Origin of the sequence: Nocardioides iriomotensis (genome assembly GCF_004168035.1) — a bacterium.
In the GTDB taxonomy this organism is placed as follows: domain Bacteria; phylum Actinomycetota; class Actinomycetes; order Propionibacteriales; family Nocardioidaceae; genus Nocardioides_B; species Nocardioides_B iriomotensis.
The window spans coordinates 12,235-31,205 of the sequence record NZ_SDPU01000027.1 but is presented as its reverse complement, the minus strand read 5'-3'; the positions used below and the strand labels follow the sequence as shown (position 1 = coordinate 31,205).

19 protein-coding genes are annotated in these 18,971 nt (G+C 71.8%); 11 read left to right on the top strand and 8 right to left on the bottom strand.

Annotated elements, in window-relative coordinates; translation table 11 throughout:
* Window positions 1-36: 36 nt before the first annotated feature.
* The gene (gene lpdA, locus ETU37_RS14715) at window positions 37-1,437 is read right to left on the bottom strand and encodes a dihydrolipoyl dehydrogenase (protein WP_129988101.1); all 1,401 of its coding nucleotides are present in this window, start codon (window positions 1,435-1,437) and stop codon (window positions 37-39) included.
* A 120-nt stretch (window positions 1,438-1,557) separates the two neighbouring features.
* On the opposite strand from lpdA, the gene ETU37_RS23490 reads away from it, so the two are divergent.
* The gene (locus ETU37_RS23490; protein WP_206053955.1) at window positions 1,558-2,298 is read left to right on the top strand and encodes a helix-turn-helix transcriptional regulator; all 741 of its coding nucleotides are present in this window, start codon (window positions 1,558-1,560) and stop codon (window positions 2,296-2,298) included.
* Window positions 2,295-3,584, top strand: coding sequence for a vanadium-dependent haloperoxidase (locus ETU37_RS14705; RefSeq protein WP_129988100.1), 1,290 nt, complete (start codon window positions 2,295-2,297; stop codon window positions 3,582-3,584). Before ETU37_RS23490 ends, ETU37_RS14705 begins: the two co-directional genes overlap by 4 nt.
* 79 nt (window positions 3,585-3,663) lie before the next feature.
* On the opposite strand, the gene ETU37_RS14700 is transcribed toward ETU37_RS14705, so the two are convergent.
* From ETU37_RS14700 to ETU37_RS14690, 4 genes are all read right to left on the bottom strand, one after another.
* Window positions 3,664-4,407, bottom strand: coding sequence for a sirohydrochlorin chelatase (locus tag ETU37_RS14700; protein WP_129988099.1), 744 nt, complete (start codon window positions 4,405-4,407; stop codon window positions 3,664-3,666).
* A 97-nt stretch (window positions 4,408-4,504) separates the two neighbouring features.
* Window positions 4,505-5,251, bottom strand: coding sequence for a phosphoadenylyl-sulfate reductase (locus tag ETU37_RS14695; RefSeq protein WP_129988098.1), 747 nt, complete (start codon window positions 5,249-5,251; stop codon window positions 4,505-4,507).
* Window positions 5,248-5,409 carry a hypothetical protein gene (locus tag ETU37_RS23245; RefSeq protein WP_165372535.1) on the bottom strand — a complete coding sequence of 54 codons (162 nt, stop codon included), beginning with the start codon at window positions 5,407-5,409 and terminating at the stop codon, window positions 5,248-5,250. The genes ETU37_RS14695 and ETU37_RS23245 overlap by 4 nt, the downstream gene beginning before the upstream one ends.
* Window positions 5,406-7,145 carry a nitrite/sulfite reductase gene (locus ETU37_RS14690; protein ID WP_129988097.1) on the bottom strand — a complete coding sequence of 580 codons (1,740 nt, stop codon included), beginning with the start codon at window positions 7,143-7,145 and terminating at the stop codon, window positions 5,406-5,408. The genes ETU37_RS23245 and ETU37_RS14690 overlap by 4 nt, the downstream gene beginning before the upstream one ends.
* A 348-nt stretch (window positions 7,146-7,493) precedes the next feature.
* Here ETU37_RS14690 and ETU37_RS14685 point away from each other — a divergent pair, with 348 nt between their 5' ends.
* On the top strand, window positions 7,494-8,975 hold the full coding sequence (locus ETU37_RS14685) for a glycine hydroxymethyltransferase (RefSeq protein ID WP_129988096.1): 1,482 nt from the start codon (window positions 7,494-7,496) through the stop codon (window positions 8,973-8,975).
* A 70-nt stretch (window positions 8,976-9,045) separates the two neighbouring features.
* On the opposite strand, the gene ETU37_RS14680 is transcribed toward ETU37_RS14685, so the two are convergent.
* Window positions 9,046-10,680, bottom strand: a complete 1,635-nt coding sequence (locus ETU37_RS14680; protein ID WP_129988095.1) for an acyl-CoA dehydrogenase family protein — start codon at window positions 10,678-10,680, stop codon at window positions 9,046-9,048.
* 17 nt (window positions 10,681-10,697) lie between these two features.
* Between ETU37_RS14680 and ETU37_RS14675 the strand changes: the two genes are divergently transcribed.
* From ETU37_RS14675 to ETU37_RS14655, 5 genes are all read left to right on the top strand, one after another.
* Window positions 10,698-11,789 (top strand): YihY/virulence factor BrkB family protein, encoded by a 1,092-nt coding sequence (locus tag ETU37_RS14675; protein ID WP_129988094.1) that lies wholly within the window; start codon window positions 10,698-10,700, stop codon window positions 11,787-11,789.
* Window positions 11,790-11,851: 62 nt separating this feature from the next.
* Window positions 11,852-12,859 carry a ribosome small subunit-dependent GTPase A gene (gene rsgA, locus ETU37_RS14670; RefSeq protein ID WP_129988178.1) on the top strand — a complete coding sequence of 336 codons (1,008 nt, stop codon included), beginning with the start codon at window positions 11,852-11,854 and terminating at the stop codon, window positions 12,857-12,859.
* Entirely contained in the window at window positions 12,856-13,407 is a 552-nt protein-coding gene (locus ETU37_RS14665) for a GNAT family N-acetyltransferase (RefSeq protein WP_129988093.1), read from the top strand. Before rsgA ends, ETU37_RS14665 begins: the two co-directional genes overlap by 4 nt.
* A gap of 23 nt (window positions 13,408-13,430) precedes the next feature.
* Window positions 13,431-13,793 (top strand): hypothetical protein, encoded by a 363-nt coding sequence (locus tag ETU37_RS14660; RefSeq protein WP_129988092.1) that lies wholly within the window; start codon window positions 13,431-13,433, stop codon window positions 13,791-13,793.
* Window positions 13,794-13,823: 30 nt separating this feature from the next.
* A complete protein-coding gene (locus ETU37_RS14655; RefSeq protein ID WP_129988091.1) occupies window positions 13,824-14,912 on the top strand; it encodes a potassium channel family protein in 1,089 nt (362 codons plus the stop codon).
* A 17-nt stretch (window positions 14,913-14,929) separates the two neighbouring features.
* Here ETU37_RS14655 and ETU37_RS14650 read toward each other — a convergent pair whose 3' ends face one another.
* On the bottom strand, window positions 14,930-15,433 hold the full coding sequence (locus tag ETU37_RS14650) for a PaaI family thioesterase (protein ID WP_129988090.1): 504 nt from the start codon (window positions 15,431-15,433) through the stop codon (window positions 14,930-14,932).
* Window positions 15,434-15,487: 54 nt separating this feature from the next.
* On the opposite strand from ETU37_RS14650, the gene ETU37_RS14645 reads away from it, so the two are divergent.
* Window positions 15,488-15,988, top strand: a complete 501-nt coding sequence (locus tag ETU37_RS14645) for a winged helix-turn-helix transcriptional regulator (RefSeq protein WP_129988089.1) — start codon at window positions 15,488-15,490, stop codon at window positions 15,986-15,988.
* Here ETU37_RS14645 and ETU37_RS14640 read toward each other — a convergent pair.
* Window positions 15,948-16,592, bottom strand: a complete 645-nt coding sequence (locus ETU37_RS14640) for a hypothetical protein (RefSeq protein WP_129988088.1) — start codon at window positions 16,590-16,592, stop codon at window positions 15,948-15,950. The two genes, ETU37_RS14645 and ETU37_RS14640, sit on opposite strands and share 41 nt — an antisense overlap.
* A 298-nt stretch (window positions 16,593-16,890) precedes the next feature.
* On the opposite strand from ETU37_RS14640, the gene ETU37_RS14635 reads away from it, so the two are divergent.
* Both ETU37_RS14635 and ETU37_RS14630 read left to right on the top strand, forming a co-directional pair.
* On the top strand, window positions 16,891-17,862 hold the full coding sequence (locus ETU37_RS14635) for an NAD-dependent epimerase/dehydratase family protein (protein ID WP_129988087.1): 972 nt from the start codon (window positions 16,891-16,893) through the stop codon (window positions 17,860-17,862).
* 240 nt (window positions 17,863-18,102) lie between these two features.
* Window positions 18,103-18,648 carry a hypothetical protein gene (locus ETU37_RS14630; protein WP_129988086.1) on the top strand — a complete coding sequence of 182 codons (546 nt, stop codon included), beginning with the start codon at window positions 18,103-18,105 and terminating at the stop codon, window positions 18,646-18,648.
* The last annotated feature ends 323 nt before the right edge of the window (window positions 18,649-18,971 follow it).

Sequence of the window (18,971 nt, the reverse complement as noted above, 5' to 3'; positions counted from 1 at the left end):
GGAAAGTGGCCTCTCGCCGTTCGGGGTCGCCCCAGGTCAGAGGTTGATCATGTGGCCGGCGATGCCCTCGACGGCCTCCTTGACCGCCTCGGAGAGCGTCGGGTGCGCGAACACGTTGCGCGCCACCTCGTCGGCGGTGAGGTCCCAGCGCTGGGCCAGGGTCAGCGCCGGCAGCAGCTCGGTCACGTCGGGGCCGATCAGGTGGGCGCCGAGGATCTCGTTGTACTTCGCGTCGGCGACGACCTTGACGAAGCCGACCTCGTCGCCGAGGCCCTTGGCCTTGCCGTTGGCCATGAACGGGAACTTCGCGACCTTGACGTCGTACCCCTTCTCCTTGGCCTGCTCCTCGCTGTAGCCGAAGGAGGCGATCTGCGGCTGGCAGTACGTCGCGCGCGGGATCATGTCGAAGGCGATCTCCATCGTCTCCGCGTCGGCGATCGTCTCGGCGGCGACGACGCCCATCGCCTCGGCCGTGTGGGCCAGCATCAGCTTGCCGGTGACGTCGCCGATGGCGTAGACGCCGTCGACGTTGGTGCGACCCCGCTCGTCGACGACGATGGCGCCGCGGTCGGAGACCTGCACCCCGGTCGCCTCGATGCCGTAGCCGTCGAGCCGGGGCGCGAAGCCGATCGCCTGGAGCACCTTGTCGGTCTCGAGGACCTGCTGGTCGCCGCCCTGGGCGGGGGAGACGGTCACCTTCACCTTGTCGCCGCTGTCGTCGATGCTCTCGACCTTGGTGTTGAGCAGGACGTTGACGCCGAGCTTCTTGTAGTGCTTGAGCAGCTCCTTGGAGATCTCCGGATCCTCGGTGGGGACCATCCGGTCGAGGAACTCCACAATCGTCACGTCGACGCCGAAGTTCTTCATCACGTAGGCGAACTCCACGCCGATCGCGCCGGAGCCGGCGATCACGATCGACTCCGGGAGGTCGTCGGTGAGGATCTGCTCCTCGTAGGTCACCACGCGGTCGGACAGCGAGGTGCCGGGGACGAGCCGGGTCGTGGCGCCGGTGGCGATGATGATGCTGTCGCCGGTGATCTGGGTGGTGTTGCCGTCGGCGTCCTTCACGTCGATCGACTTCGGGCCGGTGAAGGTGCCCCAGCCGTGGATCTCCTGGATCTTGTTCTTCTTCATCAGGAAGTGGACGCCCTTGACGATGGAGTCCGACACCTGACGGCTGCGCGCGTGCGTCGGCTTGAACTCCATCGACGCGTCGCCGGTGATGCCGAACTTGTCCTTCTCGTGGGTCAGGATGTGCGCCAGCTCGGCGTTGCGCAGCAGGGCCTTCGACGGGATGCAGCCGACGTTGAGGCAGACACCGCCCCAGTACTTCTCCTCGATGACGGCCACGCTCTTGCCGAGCTGGCTGGCGCGGATGGCGGCGACGTACCCACCGGGGCCGGCACCGAGGACGACGACGTCGAAGTGTTGGCTCATGGGAGCAGCCTATGCGGTGCCTCGGGGCTCAAAGGTGCCGGTCGGACCTCGGGACACCACCCGCCGGGCTAGGCCGAACGACCTAGCCCGGGCGGTCGCCCTCTCTGTACCTCGCGCGTCATGCGCCGCCCACCCGGCCGCCGCTACCGTCGGGTGAGCCAGGGGGTGGTCGCGATGTCACACCTCGACCTGAGCGCGTGCGAGGTCGCGGCGGTACGTCGCGTCCTGGCGCTCGACCCCGCGGACCACCCCGACTACCGGTCCCGCTCGCGGGAGGTGCTGGCGGCGCTCCACCGGCTGATCCCGTGCGACCGGCTCGACGTGGTCCTCCTCGGCGCCGACGGGCTCGTCGAGCTCCGCGTCGAGCACCCGTCCGGCACCTGTCCGCGCGGGCGCCGCGACCGGCTGTTCGTCGGCTTCCCGCTCGCCGCGGGCCGGTCGGTGCGACTGCGTCTCGAGCGTGTCGGTCGCCGGTTCGAGCGCCGGCACGTCGAGCTGCTGCACATGCTGCACCCCGTGCTGGCCCGCCAGCTGCAGCCGCCGGTGGGTGCCTGTCACACCGGGCCGCACGAGACCCTGGCCGCCCTGTCGGTGGCCGAGCTCCAGGTGCTGCGGCTCGTCGCCGTCGGTGCCACCAACCAGGAGGCCGCGGTCCGCCTGGGCGTCTCCGAGGCGACCGTCCGCAAGCACCTCGAGCACGTCTACCGCAAGCTGGGCGTGACCAACCGCACCGCGGCGTCGGCCCTGGTGCGGGCGGCGGCACCGGCCCGAGGTTTCGCGGATCCGCTGATGCGCGGCGCATCGCCGTCCCACGAAGGTCGAGGTGTCCCACTGACTCGTGCACACCTGGAGCCACCATGAGGCATGTCCACGCGGCCGTGGCCGCCGTCCTCGTCGCGCCGTTGGTCGCTGTCGCCCCGCTCCACACCGCCGACGCGCACAAACGGTCGGCCGCGGCGGGCAGCTCGAGCGTCATCTGGGAGTGGCACCAGATCGGTGTCGACACCTTGATCGCGGACAGTCTCACCACGCCCCCGCGCAAGCTGCCGGTCGAGGGGTACCTGTACCTCGCCTTCATGCATGCCGCGGTCTTCAACGCCGTGAACGGTGTCCGCGGGCGCTGCGAGGGCTACCGGTTCGACGGCGAGGCTCCGGCCAGGACGTCCGCCAGGGCTGCTGCCGTGTCCGCAGCGCACCGCGTCCTGGTGCAGTACTCGCCCGAGCAGCAGACCACCCTCGACGCGGCCTACCATGCCTCGCTCGCCCGCATCCCCGACGGGCCGAAGAAGTCCCGCGGCATCGCGTGGGGTGAGCTCGCCGCGGTCGACATCATTGCTCGGCGGGCGCACGACGGCCGCAACGCACCGATCTCGTTCACGACACCCCCAGCGCCGGGCGTCTGGCGACCGACGCCGCCGGCCAACGCGCCGATGTCGCACCCGTGGCTGGGCTACGTGAAGCTGCTGATGCTGAAGAGCGGCGACCAGTTCGACCCGGGCAAGCCGCCGGCTCTGACGTCCAAGAAGTACGCGCGCCACTTCAAGGAGGTCAAGTCCGTCGGATCGGCGACCTCGACGACGCGCACGGCAGCCCAGTCCGCAACCGGCACGTTCTTCTCCGGGAGCCCGATCGTGCAGTTCACGGCAGCCCTCAAGGACCAGGCCCTCGACCGCCGCCTGGACCTGGTCGACACGGCGCGGATGTACGCCGCGGTCCACATGAGCCTGGCCGACGCGGCCATCGCGATCTTCTGGACCAAGCACCACTACGGGATGTGGCGCCCGATCACCGCGATCCGGGAGGCCGACACCGACGGCAACGGCGCGACGACGGCGGACCCGGCGTGGAACTCCGTGATCCCGTCACCGCCGTACCCCGACTACGTCAGCGGGTACAACGGCGTCATGGGCGCCTTCGCGGGGTCGCTCGGCCAGCTCTTCGGTGAGGACGACCTCGACCTTGAGCTCACCTCCACGGCCGCACCCGGTGTGGTCAGGAAGTACGACGAGGTCGACGACGTCTGCCAGGACGTCATCGACGCTCGCGTGTACCTCGGCATCCACTTCCGGTTCGCCGACACCACGGCGGCGAGGATGGGGCAGCGGATCGCGGAGTACGGCTCCGACCACTACCTGCAGGAGGACTGACCCGGCCCGGCGCGTCCCGCCCCGGTGCAGGGGCAGGACGCGCCGACTCGGGCGACTTCGGTGACTCGGTGGCCGGTCGTCAGACCGGGACGAGCTCCACTGCCCCGACCGCGTAGCGCGCCAGGATCGTCCGGGCAACCTCGGGGTCGGCGCCCAGCGGCTCCGACACGGCGACGGCGCCGGCCTCGACGGCCAGCTCGGCCGCACGGTCGGGCAGCGTGCCCGGCGCGAGGAACAGCGAGCCCACGGCGATGTGCCGGCGGCCCTCGGCCCGGAACTGCCGTACCGCCTCACCGGTCGCCGGGGGAGCGGCCGACGCGTAGGCCGCGACGACCGGGAGCCGGTGCTTGGTGCCCCACAGCCGCGCCAGTCGGGCCACGGCCTGGTTGGCCAGCGAGTCCGACGAGCCGGCGGCCGCGAGCACGAGTGCGTCGAGCTCGCGCACCCGTGCGGACTTCAGCGCCGCACGGAGCCGGCGGTCGAGCACCTCCAGGAACACCGACTCGAGCCCCAGCACCTTGGTCGCCCGGACCCGCAGCCCCTCGTGGCGGGCCGTCGCGTTCGCGATCGCCTCGGGCACGTCGACCTTCGCGTGGTAGGCCTCCGTGAGGAGCAGCGGTACGACGACGATCTCGTCGTACCCGGCGCGCACGAGCTTGTCGACCGTCGTGTGGAAGGACGGCTTGGAGAGCTCGAGGAAGGCCGGCTCGATGCGCAGGTCCGGGCGCATCGCGCGGACCTCGTCGACGAGCGCCTTGATCGTGGCGGCCGAGCGGGGGTCTCGGCTGCCGTGGGCGAGGGCCACCAGGGCAGGAGCAGTCATGAGCGGGCTCCCTTTCGTGGTTCGGACAGGAGTACCTGTGCGGTGGCGTCCGACGTCGTTGTCGTACGGGGGTGCAACGTCCCGAGATCAGCGCGGGTCACTGGTGGATCCCGCACTCGGTCTTGTTCTGGCCGGCCCAGCGCCCGCTCCGCGGGTCCTCACCGGGGGCGACCCGTCGCGTGCAGGGCCAGCAGCCGATCGACGGGTAGCCGTCGTACTGCAGCGGGTTCACCAGCACGCCGTTGTCGGCGATGTAGCGGTCGACCTGCTCGTCGGTCCACCGGGCGAGGGGCGAGACTTTGACCTTGCCCTTCTTGTCGTCCCAGCCGATGACCGGCGCGATCACGCGGTTGTGCGTCTCCGCCCGGCGCAGCCCGGTCGCCCACGCGTCGTACTTCTGCAGGGCGTCGTTGAGCGGCTGCACCTTGCGCAGCGCGCAGCACAGGTCGGGGTCGCGGGCGTAGAGGTCCTTGCCGTACGCCGCGTCCTGCTCGGCCACGCTCTGCTTCGGCGTGATGCTGATCAGGTTGACCGGCAGCGTCGCTGCGACGGCGTCGCGGGTGCCGATCGTCTCGGCGAAGTGGTAGCCGGTGTCGAGGAAGACCACGTCGACGCCCGGCGCCACCTGGCTCGCGAGGTGTGCGAGCACGGCGTCGCCCATCGACGAGGTGATGCAGAACCGCGGGCCGAAGGTCGCGACGGCCCACTCGATGATCACCTCGGCAGGGGCGAGCTCGAGCTCGGCGCCGGCATGGCGCACCAGCTCCTTCAGCTCGGCCTCGGAGCGGCCCTCGGTGTCGGTGCCGCGGAACGCGCGCGCGGCCGTCGTGGTGGCGGCGGTCATCGGGTCACGCCCTCGGGCCGGGCCAGGTGGCCGGTGAACGACAGGGTGAAGGCGCGCAGGCAGGAGTGGCACTCCCAGGCGCCGTGACCCGCCTCGCCCGGGCGGAGGTTCTCGTCGCCGCAGTAGGGGCAGTGGAACGGCGAGACGCGGCCGGTCATGACGTGACCACCTCCAACGCCCGTTCGCCGCGCAGCGACTCCTCGTCGGCCCGCGTCACCCAGGACGCGAACGTCTCGCCCTCCTCGCGCTCGGCGAGGTAGACGGACACGACGCTGGACACGTAGTCGCCGAGTCCCGCACTGGTGACCTTGTGGGCACGAAGCTTCCGCCCGAACTTCGGGTCCAGGCCGAGGCCACCGCCGAGGTGCACCTGGAAGCCCTCCACCTGCCGGCCGTCGTCGTCCAGCACGAGCTGGCCCTTGAGGCCGATGTCGGCGACCTGGGTGCGGGCGCAGGCGTTGGGGCAGCCGTTCACGTTGACCGTGATCGGGGTATCGAGGTCGGGGAAGCGCTGCTCGAGCTCGGCGACCAGCTCCGTCGCGCGGTTCTTGGTGTCGACGATCGCGAGCTTGCAGAACTCGATGCCGGTACAGGCCATCGTGGAGCGACGCCAGTTGGACGGGCGGGCGGAGAGCCCGAGGGTCTCGAGGTCGGCGAGCAGCGCCTCGACCCGGTCTCCCTCGACCCCGAGGATCACCAGCTTCTGGTACGCCGTGAGCCGCACGCCCGCGGCGCCGTGCGCCTCGACGAGGTCGCCGAGCCGGGTCAGCACCCGGCCGTCGATGCGCCCGACGGTCGGCGTGGCTCCGACGTAGAAGCGGCCGTCCTTCTGGGCGTGCACGCCGACGTGGTCGCCGCTGAGCTGCGGGACCGGGGGCGACGGGCAGTCGACCAGCGTGCGTCCGAGGAACTCCTTCTCGAGGACCTCGCGGAACTTCTCCACGCCCCAGTCGGCGACGAGGAACTTGAGCCGGGCGCGCGAGCGCAGCCGGCGGTAGCCGTAGTCGCGGAACACCGAGATCACGGCCTCCCACGCGTCGGGCACCTCGTCGAGCGGGATCCAGACGCCGAGCTTCTGGGCCAGCATCGGGTTGGTGGAGAGGCCGCCGCCGACCCACAGGTCGAAGCCGGGGCCGTGCTCGGGGTGCACGGTGCCGACGAACGCGACGTCGTTGACCTCGGGGGCCACGTCGTGGCTGGGGTGTCCGGTCAGCGCGGTCTTGAACTTGCGCGGCAGGTTCGAGTAGGCCGGGTCGCCGATGTAGCGGCGCTTGATCTCCTCGAGCGCCCAGGTCCCGTCGATGACCTCGTCGGCGGCGACGCCGGCGACGGGGGAGCCGAGGAAGGCGCGCGGGGAGTCGCCGCAGGCCTCCTGGGTCTGCAACCCGACGGCCTCCAGGCGCTCCCAGATCGTCGGGACGTCCTCGATGTTGATCCAGTGGTACTGGATGTTCTGCCGGTCGGTGATGTCCGCGGTGTCGCGGGCGAAGTCGGTGGAGATGCCGCCGAGCACGCGCAGCTGGTCCGCCCCGAGCAGGGCGCCGTCGGTGCGCACGCGCAGCATGAAGAACTCGTCGTCCAGCTCGTGCTCCTCCAGCGACGCGGTCTTGCCGCCGTCGAGACCCGGGGCGCGCTGGGTGTACAGGCCCCACCAGCGGAAGCGTCCGCGCAGGTCGGCGGGGTCGATCGAGGCGAACCCGCGCTTGGAGTAGATGGTGAGGATCCGGGCCCGCACGTTGAGCGGGTTGTCGTCCTTCTTGGTCTGCTCGTTCTTGTTCAGCGGCTCGGTGTAGCCGAGCGCCCACTGGCCCTCACCGCGCTTGGGACGCGGGCGACCGGAGCGACCGGGACGACCGGGGCCGGTCGAGGGCAGGGGCTGGGCGGGGGAGGTCATGTCTCACGTTTCCTGACGAGGGAAGACGCACGAGTCGCAGGGATCCGTCCCGACACCGTTGTCGAGGTGCACGCCGGCGAACCGCGCGCCCGGCTGACGAGGGAAGAAGGTCAGAGGGCGGTTCAGCGGTGCCAGTGCATACACATCATGCTGCGCGTACGACCGAGGTCCACGTGGCGCCGAGCCACGAGGTGCGTCGTCGTTGCAGCAGTGATCATGGACTGAAGTCTCAGGGGCCGGACGGCCTCGCCACAAACCCGAATCTCATGCAATGAGACGCATATCCACTATTTGGTACGCCGGAACGGCGGGGAGTCGCCGACGGGGCCGGTCACTAGGGTGGACCCCATGAGCGCGCCGAGCACCGAGAACACCCCCGTTCAGGGCGGAAACACCGCCAACGCGACCGCGAGCGCCGCGTACGACGCCGCCCTCCAGGTGATCGCGGCCGTCGAGCCCCGTGTGGCAGAGGCCACACGCGCCGAGCTCCGCGACCAGCGGGCCTCGCTGAAGCTGATCGCGTCCGAGAACTACGCCTCGCCGGCGGTGCTGCTGACCATGGGCAGCTGGTTCTCCGACAAGTACGCCGAGGGCACGGTCGGCCACCGCTTCTACGCCGGCTGCCAGAACGTCGACACCGTCGAGGCACTCGCGGCCGAGCACGCGCGCGAGCTCTTCGGTGCGCCGTACGCCTACGCCCAGCCGCACTCCGGCATCGACGCCAACCTGGTCGCGTTCTGGTCGATCCTGGCCCACCGCGTCGAGACCCCCGCGCTCGAGAAGCACGCGGTCAAGAACGTCAACGAGCTGTCCGAGGGCGACTGGGAGACGCTGCGCCACGAGCTCGGCAACCAGCGCCTGCTCGGCATGAGCCTCGACGCGGGCGGCCACCTGACCCACGGTTTCCGGCCGAACATCAGCGGCAAGATGTTCCACCAGCAGCAGTACGGCACCGACCCGGCAACGGGGCTGCTCGACTACGACGCGGTGCGCGCGAAGGCCAAGGAGTTCCGGCCGCTCGTGCTGGTCGCCGGCTACTCGGCGTACCCGCGTCGGGTGAACTTCGCCAAGATGCGGGAGATCGCCGACGAGGTCGGTGCGACCCTCATGGTCGACATGGCGCACTTCGCCGGGCTCGTGGCCGGCAAGGTGTTCACCGGCGACGAGGACCCGGTGCCGTTCGCGCACGTCACGACGACCACGACGCACAAGTCGCTGCGCGGCCCGCGCGGCGGCCTGGTGCTGGCCCAGGAGGAGTTCGCCTCCTCGGTGGACCGTGGCTGCCCGATGGTGCTCGGCGGCCCGCTGTCCCACGTGATGGCGGCGAAGGCGGTCGCGCTCGCCGAGGCCCGTCAGCCGGCGTTCCAGGACTACGCCCAGCAGATCGCGGGCAACGCCAAGTCGCTGGCCGAGGGCTTCCTCACCCGCGGCGCCAACCTCGTCACCAGCGGCACCGACAACCACATCGTGCTGCTCGACGTGTCGTCGTTCGGGCTCACCGGCCGCCAGGCCGAGTCGGCCCTGCTCGACGCCGGCGTCGTCACCAACCGGAACTCGGTGCCGGCCGACCCCAACGGCGCCTGGTACACCTCCGGCGTCCGACTCGGCACGCCGGCACTGACCACGCGCGGCTTCGGCCACGACGAGTTCGACAAGGTCGCCGAGCTGATCGTCGACGTGCTGGCCAACACCAAGCCGGGAACGACCAAGGCCGGCGGTCCGTCGAAGGCGTCCTACGTCCTCGGCGACGGTGTCGCCGACCGCACCAAGGCGGCGAGCGCGGAGCTGCTCGACAAGCACCCGCTCTACCCGGGGCTCGAGCTCAGCTGACCCTTCGGCTGGTCGAGCTCGTCGAGACCACTGAGTGATCTCGACAAACTCGATCACCCGGTGGGCTCGATCACCCGAGAGGCGTCGCGCGGCGCACGATCGCGGCCAGGTCGGTGCCCACGGGGAGCGTGCCGAACGTGCCGCCGTACCCCGAGCCCAGCCGGCTGGCGCAGAACGCGTCGGCCACCTCGGCCGGGGCGAACCGCACGAGCAGCGCGCCCTGCAGGCAGGCCGCCATCTGGCCGGCCAGCCGCCGCGCGCCGACCTCCAGGGTCGTGCTGTCCGCGAGCTGCTCGAGGACGGCGTGCACCGCTCGGTCGAGCCGCGGGTCCTCGCCCTGGGCGAGACCGACCTCGGTGATCCACGCCTCGAGCACCTCGGGCTCGCGGGAGAGGGCGCGGAGCACGTCGAGGGCGTTGACGTTGCCCGAGCCCTCCCAGATGGAGTTCAGCGGCGACTCGCGGAACAGCAGCGGCATCGCCGACTCCTCGACGTAGCCGTTGCCGCCGAGGCACTCCAGCGCCTCCGCCACCATCGCCGGCGTGCGCTTGCAGACCCAGAACTTCGCGAGCGGCAGCGCGATCCGGCGCAGCGCCGCCTCGTGCGGGTCGTCGGCCCGGTCGACCGCGGCCGCCAGGCGGATCGCGAGCGCGGTGGCCGCCTCGGACTCGACGGCGAGGTCCGCGACGACGTTCTGCATCAGCGGCTTGTCGGCGAGCAGCCCGCCGAACGCCGAACGGTGGGCGACGTGCCAGGATGCCTCGGCCAGCGCCCGCCGCATCAGCGACGCCGAGCCGAGCACGCAGTCGAGGCGGGTCGCGGCGACCATCTCGATGATCGTGCGGACGCCGCGGCCCTCGTCACCCAGCCGCTGCGCCCACGTGGTGCGGAACTCCAGCTCCGACGAGGCGTTGGAGCGGTTGCCGAGCTTGTCCTTGAGCCGTACGACGTCGAGCTGGTTGCGGCTGCCGTCGGCGAGGACGCGCGGCACCAGGAAGCAGGTCAGCCCCCCGGGCGCCTGCGCGAGCACGAGGAACACGTCGTTCATCGGCGCGGACGTGAACCACTTGTGCCCCGCGAGGGTGTACTCGCCGTCGACCGACGTGGGGGTCGCGGTCGTCACGTTGGCCCGCACGTCCGAGCCGCCCTGCTTCTCGGTCATCCCCATGCCGGCGAGTGCTCCGCGCTTGTCGGCCGCGGGGCGCAGGCCGAAGTCGTAGCTCGTGGACGCCAGCCGCGGCGTCCACTCCTTGGCGATCGCGTCGTCGACGCGCAGCGCCGGCACGGCGGCGTACGTCATGGAGATGGGGCAGCCGTGGCCCGGCTCGGTCGGCGACCACGCGAAGAACCCGGCCGCCCGCCGCACGTGCGGGTGCGGGGAGTCGGAGGTCCAGGGCGTCGCCGCCAGGCCGTGCCCGACGCCGCGCTTCATCAGCCAGTGCCACGACGGGTGGAAGCGGACCTCGTCGACACGGTGCCCGTAGCGGTCGTACGGCGTGAGCACGGGCTCGTTCTGGTTGGCCAGGAGGCCGTGCTCGCGGGCCTCCGCGCTGCTCGCCTGGGCGCCGAGCGCCGCCAGGTCGGCCACCACGTCGGGTGACGCGTGCCGCGTCACCGCGTCGACCAGGGCGAGGTCGGAGGTGACGGTGTTGTGGTCGACAAGCAGCGGCGGTTGGTTCGTGACGTCCCGGATGTCGGCGGCCATGTCGTTACGGTATTGCCATGGCAGGCGAGGTGGTGAGCCCCGGTGTCTGGGCGAGCCGCTTGTTGACCGTCCGGGACGCCGCGTGGCGTCTGGTGGTGTCGACCGTCGGCACCTGCTTCCGCAACCGCGTCACCGGCCTCGCCGCCGAGGCTGCGTTCTTCGCGCTGCTGTCGCTGCCACCCCTGGTCTTCGGTCTGGCCGGCTCGATCGGCTACGTCTTCGACAGCTTCAGCCGCCCGCAGGTCCAGCAGGTGCGCGACTCGATCCTCGAGCTGGCGTCGCGGGCGCTGACCGAGACCACCGTCGACGCGGTCATCCGGCCGACCCTCAACGACGTCTTCGGGCCGGGCCGCTTCGACGTCATCTCCATCGGCTTCATCCTCGCGCTGTGGTCCGGCTCCCGGGCGCTGAACGTCTTCGTCGACACCATCACGATCATGTACGGGCTCGGCGGCCACCGTGGCATCGTACGGACCCGGGTGCTCTCGTTCGGCCTGTACGTCATGGGCCTGGTCACCGGCGCCGTGACCATCCCGCTGGTCGTCGCCGGGCCGCGCCTGATCAAGCGGCTGCTGCCGGAGCGGTTCGACTTCGTGGTCGGCTTCTACTGGCCGACCGTCATCGTGCTGTGCATCTGCTTCCTGGCCACGCTCTACCACGTGTCCGTGCCGGTCCGGACGTCCTGGCGCTACAACATCCCCGGCGCCGCGCTCACGATGCTGATGTGGATCCTCGGGTCCTACGTGCTGCGCTGGGTGCTGACGGTGACGGCGGGGGAGTCCACCTCGATCTACGGCCCGCTGGCCTCCCCGATCGTCGTGATGCTGTGGCTGTACCTGCTCTCGATCGCGGTGCTGATCGGCGCCGCGCTCAACGCCGCCTTCGACCGGGTGTGGCCCGAGAGCGAGACCGCGCAGGCCCGGATGGAGGTCGCCCGCCGGCTGCGGCTGACCGCCATGCTGCCGCGGCTGCGCCGGCTGGAGGAGGAGCAGGAGAAGTTCCCCGACTCCGGCGAGGAGACCGTCGTCCTGCAGCAGGTCTCCGAGGCAGCCGACGAGCTCGAGCCGCCCTCGGGCCGCCCCGGCACTCCCGGTCCCGGCCGCCACTGACACTCCCCGAAATTGGGGTGCCGGTCGCGGCGACAGGAACGTAGATTCCAGCCGTGCTCGAGATGATCGGTTACGACGCGGCCACGGCTGCGTCCTTCGCCCCGTGGGACGCCGCGGACGCCGCCGTCGGCCGCGTCGTGCGGGTCGACCGGGGCGTCGCGAGCGTGCTCACCGAGCAGGGACCGGTGCGCGCTTCCTGGGGTGCGCCGGTCCTGCAACGGGTCGCCCACGACCCGACCGAGGCGCCGTGCGCCGGCGACTGGTGCGTGGTGCGGACCTGGCCCGACCACCGGGTGACCGTCGAGCACGTCCTGCCGCGCCGGACCGCGGTCGTGCGGTCGACCGCCGGCAAGGCCGCCGAGGGGCAGGTCGTCTGCGCCAACGTCGACCTCGTCGGGGTCGTCGTCGCGCTGCACCCGCTCCCGGCCGAGAGCCGCATCGAGCGGCTTCTGGCGATGGCCTGGCAGAGCGGCGCTCGTCCCGTGCTGCTGCTCACCAAGGCCGACCTAGTCGCCGACGGCGACGAGGTGGCGGACGACGTACGACGGCTGGCGCCGGACGTCGAGGTCATCCAGGTCAGCTCCCGCACCGGGCTCGGCCTCGACCGGGTCCGCGAGCTCGTCGACGGCCACGCCACGCTCGCCCTGGTCGGCACGTCGGGGCACGGCAAGTCCTCGCTGACCAACGCGCTCGTCGGGGCGGAGGTGCTGCCCACCCGCGAGATCCGCGACGACGGGCGCGGCCGGCACACGTCGGTACGACGCGAGCTCGTCCTGCTGCCCGGCGGGGGCGCCGTGATCGACACGCCCGGCCTCCGCAGCCTCGGGATGTTCGAGGCCGAGGAGGGCATCGCCCACACGTTCGCCGACATCGACGCGCTGGCCGCCCGGTGCCGGTTCGACGACTGCGCGCACCGCAGCGAGCCGGGCTGCCAGGTGCTCGCCGCGCTCGCCGACGGCACGTTGCCGCAGCGCCGGTGGGAGAGCTACGTGCAGCTGACCAAGGAGACGGCCGCGATGGCCGCACGCCGGCACGTCCGGCGCCAGCGCAAACGGAAGGACCGCGGTTGAGCCTCACCGTCCGCCCGGAGCACGAGGACGAGGTCGGCGCCGTCGAGGAGGTGGCCCGGGCAGCGTTCGGCGGTGAGAAGGTGCCGCGGCTGCTGCGCGGCCTGCGCACCTCCGTCGCCTGGCTCGGGCTGTCGTACGTGGCCGAGGAGGCCGGTGAGGTCGTCGGCCACGTGAGCTACACCCGCGCCTGGGTCGACGCGCCGGACCGGGTCGTCGACGTGCTGGTGCTGAGCCCGCTCTCGGTGCGCCCGGACCGGCAGCGCCAGGGGATCGGGCGGGCGCTCGTCGGCGAGACGCTCGACGTGATGCGGACCCGGGACGAGCCCGTCGTGTTCCTCGAGGGTGACCCGGCGTACTACCGGCGGATCGGCTGGCATCCGGCCGCCCAGTGGGGCTTCACCTCGCCGTCGGAGCGGATCCCCGAGCCGGCCTTCCAGGGGGTGCTGCTGCCGGCGTACGACGCCCTCGACCCGCGTCCGACCGGGGCCCTGGTCTACCCCGACGTGTTCTGGCGGTTCGACTCCGTGGGGCTGCGCCGTCGGGGGTAGGACGACCGCGTAGTTTGTCCCGTATGGGAAACGTCAACCTCCCCACGCCCGTGGCACTCGCGGGCGGCGCGATCTGCGTGCTGGGCGGCTACCTCCTCGGAGCCGTGCTCGCCCCGGACACCGCGACGCGCACGACGGCGGAGGTGGCCAGCTACGACCCCGCGACCAGCCGGCTCTGCCTGCGCGGCTCGGGCATCGACGGCCAGGAGGGCGCGGTCGTCGACGGCCGGCTCTGCGGGACCTGGCGGCGCACCCAGGGCACGGGGGACACCCCGCAGAAGGGCGACGAATTCCGGTTCGTGTCGGTGGCCGCCGGGGGAGCCGACGCGAGCGGTCCGGACGGCGAGGCTCCGGCGACCGTCATCTACGGCGACGTGGTGCGCTGACAGCGGCCCCCGGTGCCGTACATTCCTGCCGTGGTCGACGAGCTGAACGACGACGCCCGGGGCCGCGTTCGGCTCCCGGCGATCGTCCGTTCCCCGGTCTGGGAGCTCACCCGTCGGCTGCTGCTCGCGGTGGCGCTGCTGACGTTCACCGTCGCGCTCGTCTACTTCGACCGGGACGGCTACCACGACAACAACGACCCGACCGGCGAGGTCAGCCTGGTCGACTCGATCTACTACACGACGGTGACGCTGAGCACGACCGGGTACGGCGACATCGCGCCGGTCTCCGACACGGCGAGGCTGGTCAACGCGTTCCTGATCACGCCGCTGCGCATCGCGTTCCTGGTGCTGCTGATCGGTACCACCATCGAGGTCCTCGCCACCCAGGGCCGCGAGCTGCTGCGGGTGGCCCGCTGGAGGAAGCACATGGACGAGCACGTCGTCGTCATCGGCTACGGCACCAAGGGCCGCAGCGCGGTCGACACGCTGATCAACAACGGCCTCGACAAGGAGGCCATCGTGATCGTCGACCCGTCGACCACCGCGCTGGGCGAGGCGCACGCCGACGGCCTCGCGGTCGTCACCGGCGACGCGACCCGTCGCGAGGTGCTGCGCCGGGCCGGTGTCGCGCGCGCCAGCCAGGTGATCATCACCACCGACCGCGACGACTCGACGGTGCTGTCGACGCTCAACGTGCGGCAGCTCAACCCCGACGCGTACGTCGTCGCCGCGGTCCGCGAGTCGGACAACATCGAGCTGGTGCGGCAGAGCGGCGCCGACTCCGTCGTCACCTCCTCCGACGCGGTCGGCCGGCTGCTCGGCCTGTCGACGCTGAGCCCGACGCTCGGGTCGGTGATGGAGGACCTGCTGACGTACGGCGAGGGGCTCGAGGTCGCCGAGCGCGAGCTGCTCGTGCCCGAGGTCGGCAAGCCGCCGCAGAGCCTGCCCGACCAGGTGATCGCGGTCGTGCGCGACGGCACGGTGCACCGCTACTTCGACCCCGCCGTCACCCAGCTGGTGCGCGGCGACAAGCTCATCGTGGTGCGGCCCTCGCAGGAGCTGCCGTGGGCGCCGCGGCCCGGCACGCACGGCGAGGCCTCCTCCGACGACGAGGAGTGATGCCGCCCGGGCCGGCGCTACGGCGCCAGGATCAGGCAGCTGCTCGTCGCCGTCGCCAGCAGCCGGCCGTCCTCGGCCGTGAGCGTCGCCTCGGCCAGCACCGTCCGGCGGCCGAGGTGCGTGACCGTGCCTCGGCACAGCACCGGACCGGTGTCGGCCCGGATGGCGCCGAGGAACTTCACCGTTAGGTCGAGGCTGGTGTAGCCGACGCCCTCGGGAAGCATCGTGTGCACCGCGCAGCCGCACGCGGAGTCGAGCAGCGTCGCGTAGGCGCCGCCGTGCACCGACCCGATCGGGTTGTACAGGTGCTCACCCGGCTCGAGCACGAACGTCACGTCACCCTTGGCCACGTCGCGCAGCGTGAAGCCGAGCGTCTCGGCGATCGGGGGAGGCGGGAACTCGCCGCGCACGAGCGCCTCCATCAGCTCCAGGCCGGTGCGGCCCCGGGCAGCCCGGACCGCCGCCATCGGGTCCTCCCAGGACGTGGTGCGGGTGCGCGCGGGCTGCTCGGTGGTCGTCATGCGTCGCACTCTACCCTGGGTCCGAAATACAGACCTAGCGGGTAGGGTGGGGTCATGACCGCACGTGTGCAGTGGACCGACTACGACTCGGCGACCTGCTCGATCGCCCGGACCCTCGAGCTGGTCGGTGACCGGTGGTCGCTGCTCCTGCTGCGCGACCTGTTCAACGGCGTGCACCGGTTCGACGACCTGCGCGGGCACGTCGGGGTGAGCCGCGACGTGCTGACCAAGCGCCTCGCCGGCCTCGTCGACGCCGGGCTCGTCGAGCGCCGGGCGTACCGGGTCGAGGGGGAGCGGGGGCGTGCGTCGTACCACCTGACGGGGGCGGGCAAGGACCTGCAGCCGGTGCTCGTGGCGCTGATGGCCTGGGGCGACCGGCACCTGACCGGCGACGAGGCGCCGCCGGCCCGGCTCGAGCACGTCGGCTGCGGCGGCGCGGTGACGGTCGCGCTGGCCTGCGAGGAGGACCACCCGGTGGCGCGCCGCGACGTGCGGCTGCTCCCGACGGAGTCGGCTAGACGACGAACGTCTCGGGTGTCCGCTGCGTCTGGCTGACCGCGGCCACCGCCATGCCCGTGAAGGCCAGCACGAGGGCGAGCTGCCGGATGATCGGGCCGATCTCGCCGACGACCCCGTCGAGCGGACGGAACAGGACGTAGGCGAGCAGCGCGATCGGCACCCACAGGTGCGTGGTGCGGGCGACGATCAAACCGATGGCCACGAGGATCGAGCCCAGGTAGAACCCCGTGGCCCAGCTCCAGAGGAAGACGCCCAGACCCCTGTCGGAGAGGACGTCGTCCATGTTGGTGACGCGGATGGCGTCGTTGTTGACGAGGGCCGCGACGAACACCAGCAGCATCGCGAAGCCGCTCGTGCCGATCGCCCCGATGGACAGCACGCCGACGCCGACGATGCCCAGCCGGTGCGCGCGGGCCTGGAACAGCGACAGGATCGCCGGCAGGCCGGCGGTCAGCGCGACGGAGGCGCAGAACCAGAGCACCGCCATGCCGAGCCACCGGCCGCTGTGGTCGCTGGCGACGCGGACGGCCGCGGTCACGCCGGCCCCGGCCTCCGAGGGGTTGAGCGCGGAGCCGAAGACCAGGCACATCACGCCCACGACGAGGGCGGATGCCGAGTAGACGATCAGGTTCGGCCGCACCCGCTCAACCTAGGAGCGGGGGAGCGTGGAGCCGAGCGCTTCCGGCAAAGACCACCCGAACGTACTGTCCGGCGTAGTCCCGGGATAGTCCCACCGCGTCCCGCACACCGGGCCCCGGGCATGAGGACGGCCCCGCCGGTCAGGGTGTCTGGCGGGGCCGTCGGCCGCCGGGAGATCCGCTCGGGGGTCGCGTCCCTCCGTGGCAGCGCAGGAAACCTACCCCAGCGGATCGGGGGAACCCAGGCTCCGCGCGCATCTCGTCGGTCACACGCGAAGGCACCGCACTAGGGTGCGACGCATGCGCATCCTCGTCATCGGTGGCACCCGGTTCGTCGGCCGGCACTTCGTCGAGCAGGCCGTCGAGCGCGGGCACGACGTGACGGTCTTCCACCGCGGGCGCACCGGCGCCGACCTCTTCCCCGACCTCGACCACCGGATGGGCGACCGCGACACCGACCTGTCCACCCTGGCCGAGGGGGAGTGGGACGCGACGGTCGACACCTGCGCGTACCTGCCGCGCCAGGTGCACACCCTCGCCGACGCCCTCGACGGCCGCGGCGGCCACCACCTGCTGGTGTCCTCGGTGTCGGTGTACGCCGCACCCGACGGCCCGGGCATCGACGAGGACGCCGCCCTCGCTGAGCTCCACGACCCCGACGTCGAGGAGGTCACCAACGAGACCTACGGCGGGCTCAAGGTGCTGTGCGAGCGCGCCGCCGTCGACCGGCACGGCCCCGACACCCTGGTGGTGCGGCCGACGTTCGTGGTCGGGCCCGACGACTACACGTGGCGGTTCCCGTGGTGGGTGCAGCGCATCGCGCGAGGCGGCACCGTCCCGGCTCCCGGCCCGGCTGACGCGCCCGCCCAGGTCATCGACGTGCGCGACCTGGGCGCGTGGATGGTGCGGCTGCTGGAGGACGGCCGGTCCGGGCCGTTCCACGCCGCCAGCCCGGCACCGGTGTTCACCTGGCGCGAGCAGCTCGAGGCGACCGTCGATGCCGTGGGCCAGGACGGGACCCGGCTGCAGTGGGTGACCCCGGCCGAGGTCGAGGCGGCCGGGATCGAGCCGGGCGCCTTCCCGCTGTGGGCGGGGGACGACCCGGACGTCTGGCTGATGGCGGTGGACCCGGCACGGGCCTTCTCCACCGGCCTCACGCCACGTCCGCTCGGGGACACCATCCGGGACACGCTCGCGTGGACGCGGACGGTCACGATGCCGGAGGGCACGGGTGTCAGTGCTGCCCAGGAGCGCCGCCTCCTCGGCGGCTAGCCCGGTCTTCCCCTGTCGTTCTCGCTGTGGCAGAGCCGAACTCCCGCACCCGGGCAGGCCGGGATCATTTGGGCTACGGGTTCCCTGCGTCCCATCAGTAGCCCCCGCGGCGCGCGGCAAAACGCGGTCCGGCCGGTGGTCCGGACAGGTTTCTGCCCCGCCGGAGCAACCAGGACGCGGCCGGCGGCGTCAAGCACGATGAACCACCGCAACCACCCGCCATCGCCAGGAGAACACCCCATGACCCGCTCGTCCCGCCCGCTGCTCGCCGCCGTCGCAGCCCTCGCCGTCCCCGCCCTGCTCGCCGCTCCCGCCGGTGCGGCCTCCCGCTCGATCCCCGACGCCAAGGGCGACGTACACCAGGGCGTGGACCTGGAGAAGGTCACCGTCGTCTACGGCCAGAAGTGGCTGAAGATCCGCACCCAGCACCGCAACCTCGTGCCGCTGCCGAAGTACTCAGCCGGTCTCTCGGTCTTCCTCGACACCGACCGGACCGACCCGGGTCCCGAGCTGCGCTTCGGCGGCGGCCTGATGGACGGCACCGACTACTCGCTCGCGACCGCCGACAGCTTCGCGCCGTCCGGCGACGTGACGTTCGTGAAGTGCGACTACCGGATGCGACTCGACTACGACCGCGACGTCGCCAGGATCCGCCTGGCACCGGACTGCGTCGACGAGGTCGACGAGATCCGGGTGTCCGTGAAGGCCGCGGCCGAGCAGGGCTCGCTGCGGGCCTACGACTGGCTGGGGGAGAAGCGCTCCTGGTGGGCAGTGTCGCGCGGCTGATCCCACCGGACCGCGCCCCGCGCTCTCGGGCACGGGGCGCGGCTGGGGTGAGTTGTGCTCCCTCCCCATTCGCTCCGGGTTTCGGGGGATTGACCCGAGAGCTAGGAGGTGCTTACCCAGGACCCGTGCCGCTAACCGTCCGTCTGGACCGGTTGCGATACCACGGCGGGTCGGGTCGTGGCGTGAAGTCGGACACTCTCATCAAGTCTTTGCCCTCCCTTGGTGGAACGGCGCCTCCGGGTGCCGTACAAAGGTATGGACCGGCCGACCTCCCAACGGCCGGTCGGGGGATTCACCGCATTCCCACCCGATGCCCCGCTCCT